The sequence below is a fragment of the Arthrobacter sp. GCM10027362 genome, assembly GCF_042679445.1.
In the GTDB taxonomy this organism is placed as follows: domain Bacteria; phylum Actinomycetota; class Actinomycetes; order Actinomycetales; family Micrococcaceae; genus Crystallibacter.
Window position 1 is genome coordinate 1 of the sequence record NZ_JBHTML010000293.1, and the last position, 3408, is coordinate 3408.

Sequence of the window (3408 nt, forward strand, 5' to 3'; positions counted from 1 at the left end):
GGATATCCACTGCCCGTACCCCAGCCGCAGGCGCCGTACCGCGGCCGGTGCGGGGCGCGGGCTCCGGCCCGGCCGCAGCAGGACGCCGGCCAGGGCGGGCGTGACGGTCAGGGCGACGATGCTGGACACGAGCAGTGCGAGCAGGTAGGCCGCCACCAGCGGCTGCAGGAAGGCTCCGTCGACTCCGGGGACGAACAGCGCCGGGGCCACTGCGAGGGCACTGGCCAGGCTGGCGAAGAGCACCGGGACCCGCGAGAGCCGCAGCGCCCGGATGATCAGCCGCTCCTGCGGCCGGTCCACGGGTGTTCCGGACGGCGGCTTCGGGGACAGCCGCAGGCTGTGCAGGTCCGTGATGACGTCGCCGACCACGACGGCCAGCGCCAGGACGAGTCCGGCGAAGAGCATGGTGTTGAAGATGGCGTCCTGCAGGTACAGCACGGTCGCGGCTGCCACGGCGGTCAGGGCGATGGCCGCAAATCCGATGAGCCCGTAGCACCAGGACCGGAAGGCCGCCCCGATGAACGCCGACACGAGCAGCAATGCCACCAGCAGGGCCACGCCAAGGTCCCGGACCGCGCTTTCGAGGAAGGACGCCGGACGAAAGACGGTGGTGTCCACCTCAATGCCGGGGAGTCCGGCTTTCAACTCCTCGATGGCTTTGTCGATGTCCGCGGTGAGTTCCCTGACATCGGTGTCGGGGAACTTTTCGATCACAAGCAGCAGCCCCGGGGTGCCATCGACCACCGCATCGCCGATCAGCGGCTGGTGGTCCGTTTTCAGCTCGGCCACGTCGGAGAGCACCAGCGGCTTCGATGCACCTTCCACGCTGACCTTGCCGAGGTCCTCCGGTGTCCGGATGGGCAGGACATGCTGGATGCCGATCCGCTGGTTCGCCGTTTCCAGGAATCCTCCCGTGCCGGGGGTGGACGCTTCCAGGAAGCTCAGCGGCGAGACCCACACAGCGTTGCCGGTGGTCCTGACCACCTGCTCCAAGGTCACGTCCCGGGCCCTGAGCCGGTCCGGATCGACCTGGACCTGGAGCTGCTGTTCCCGCTGGCCCCAGATCGAGACGTTGGCAACGCCCGCGATGCCCATCAGCACCGGCTTGATGTTCCACCGTGCCAGCACGGACATGTCCATGGGGGAGACATCCCGGGAGGTGAGCTGGACCATCATGACGCGGCTGGTCGAGGACAGCGGCTGCATCAGCACCGGCGGGGCGGAGACATTCGGCAGCGCAAAAGCCTGGGTCAGCCGCTCGGCCACCAGTTGCCGGGCGCTGAGCAGGTCCGTTCCCGGCTCGAAGACAAGATCGATGGACGAGAGCCCGGGCGCGGACACCGAGCGGATCTCGTCCAGCCAGGCGACTCCGTTGAGCAGGTCCGCTTCCATCGGGGAGGTGATCAGCTGCTCGACCTCAACCGCCGACAGTCCCAGGGCCTCGGTCTGGATCTGCACGTGCGGCGGTGCGAACTCCGGAAGGTTGTCCACCTCCACCTTCGGCAGGTTGATGACGCCGAAGCCAAGGATTCCGGCGGCCAGCGCCAGTACGAGAAGGCGGAACTTCAGACTCCAGTAAACGAGCCCACTTGTCATGACTCGAAGCCCCTCTAAGGTGCCGTCGGCGCCTGCAGTGCCGGCCGCCGAAATCACGGCAATTTCTGCCCTACCAGGCCCTCGCAAGGTGCACGAAGTGCCGTTGTGCTGTTCCCAGCCCCGCCGCCGGCACCTCCGGTGCCGGCCGCGGGCCCCGCTCCCGTTCCCCGCGCCTCCCGCCTTGGGACGGGCCGCCGGGACCGGGATGGCCACAATCGCCGCTCATGCCGGCCGCCAAGGTCGCCGCGGCCGTGAGCCTTCCGGTGCGTTCATTGTGGCACCGGCGGTTTAACCGGTCCCATCCCCAAATTCGGGGGTGCGGGAGCCCCTGTTTGGGGCCCCTAGACCTCAAGCCGGAAAACCCACAGCCGAATGGCGGTACCCGGCACCGTCCAGTCCCGCTCCGGCACGTGGACGAACCCCAGCGACTCGTACAGCCGGTGCGCGCGCCACCAGTCGCTGCCGGTGGTCAGGCTCACCGCGTCGATGCCGTCCAGGTTCCGGGCATGGTCGATGATGGCACGGACCAGGGCCCGGCCCACACCGGAGCGCTGGACCGCCGGATCGACCGCCAGCATCCGGAATTCCAGCTCCCCGGGGCGCGCGATGTCCGCATACGGACCGCCCGCCAGGGTCAGCGTCACCGCGCCGGCGACCTTCCCGTCCAGTTCGGCGACCCAGAGCATGGCATGTTCGGCACGGTGCGCCGCGTCCCCAAGCCGTTCGAGGTAGGCGTCCGCCTCCGTCAGATGCCCGCCGTGGAGGTACGCCGCCCGCGTCAGCCGGGCGACGTCGTCGTAGTCCGCCGCCACGGCGGGCCGGACGGTGATGCTCAATTGCCTGCGGCCGCCTGCTCCACCGGGCGCTGCGCGGCCGGCAGCAGCGCCTCGATCTGGCGGGCCAGCCACAGCAGATCCGCATCCGCACCCGGCACGGCGTCCAGTTCGATGCCGATCGGCAGGCCCGCGCCGCTGGCGCCGGCCGGCAGGGAAATCCCGGCCAGCCCGATGACGCCGGCCAGGTTGGCGTGCCGGATGACCGTTTCGAAAACCGGCAGTTCCCGGCCGTTGAGCTCGAGCAGCGCATCCCGGCCGATCTCCGGCGCGGTCACCGGCGCGGTCGGCTGGATCACCGCGAACACGCCGGCTTCCTCCACGGCCTCCCGGTAGAGTTTCAGGGCCCTGGCCACGTCCTCCAGCGCCTTCCGGTAGGCGCCCTCCCCGCCCTTGCGCAGTTCGGCGGAGGCTTCGAAGATGCCGCGCACGTCCTTACTGGCGATCGTGTCCACCACGTCCTGGAAGCCGGCGGCGGCGCCGCTCTCCGCAAGGTACCCGGCCAGGCCTTCGGCCACCTCATACAGGGCGATGGTCTGTCCGGCGGGACCGGCCAGGTCCAGCACCTCGCGCAGCTGAAGCGGTACGAGCGTGGCACCGGCGGCCTCCAGCGTGGCCAGCGTCGCGCGGAAGCAGGCCCCGACTTCCGGCTCCAGGTCCTGGCCGAAGGTGTCCTCGGGGACACCGAGGCGCAGCCCCTCCAATGGCTGCCCGGCGACGTCGGCGCGCCGCCTGGCCCCGGCCGTGGCACGCGGCGTCTGCCCGGCGAGCACGGCATCGAGCAGGATGATGTCCGCCACGCTGCGCGCCATCGGGCCTACCGTGTCGCGGCTGGGCGAAACCGGCACCACCCCGGCGGACGGATAGCGCCCGGCCGAGGGCCGGAACCCCACGACGCCGCAGAAGGCGGCGGGAATGCGGATCGACCCGCCGCCGTCGGCGGCCAGGGCCACCGGCACCAGCCCGATGGCGACCGCGG

The 3408-nt window shown here is 70.5% G+C and carries 3 protein-coding genes; all 3 read right to left on the reverse strand.

Features of this window, described 5'->3' with window-relative positions:
* Positions 1-1596 (reverse strand): efflux RND transporter permease subunit (locus ACFQ36_RS21750; protein WP_377017477.1); only part of this gene is annotated, 1596 nt, incomplete at its 3' end.
* A 341-nt stretch (positions 1597-1937) separates the two neighbouring features.
* Complete coding sequence (locus tag ACFQ36_RS21755; RefSeq protein WP_377017479.1) at positions 1938-2432, reverse strand: GNAT family N-acetyltransferase; 495 nt, start codon at positions 2430-2432, stop codon at positions 1938-1940.
* The coding region (locus ACFQ36_RS21760; RefSeq protein WP_377017481.1) for an amidase family protein at positions 2429-3408 on the reverse strand (980 nt) is incomplete at its 5' end. The genes ACFQ36_RS21755 and ACFQ36_RS21760, both read right to left, overlap by 4 nt.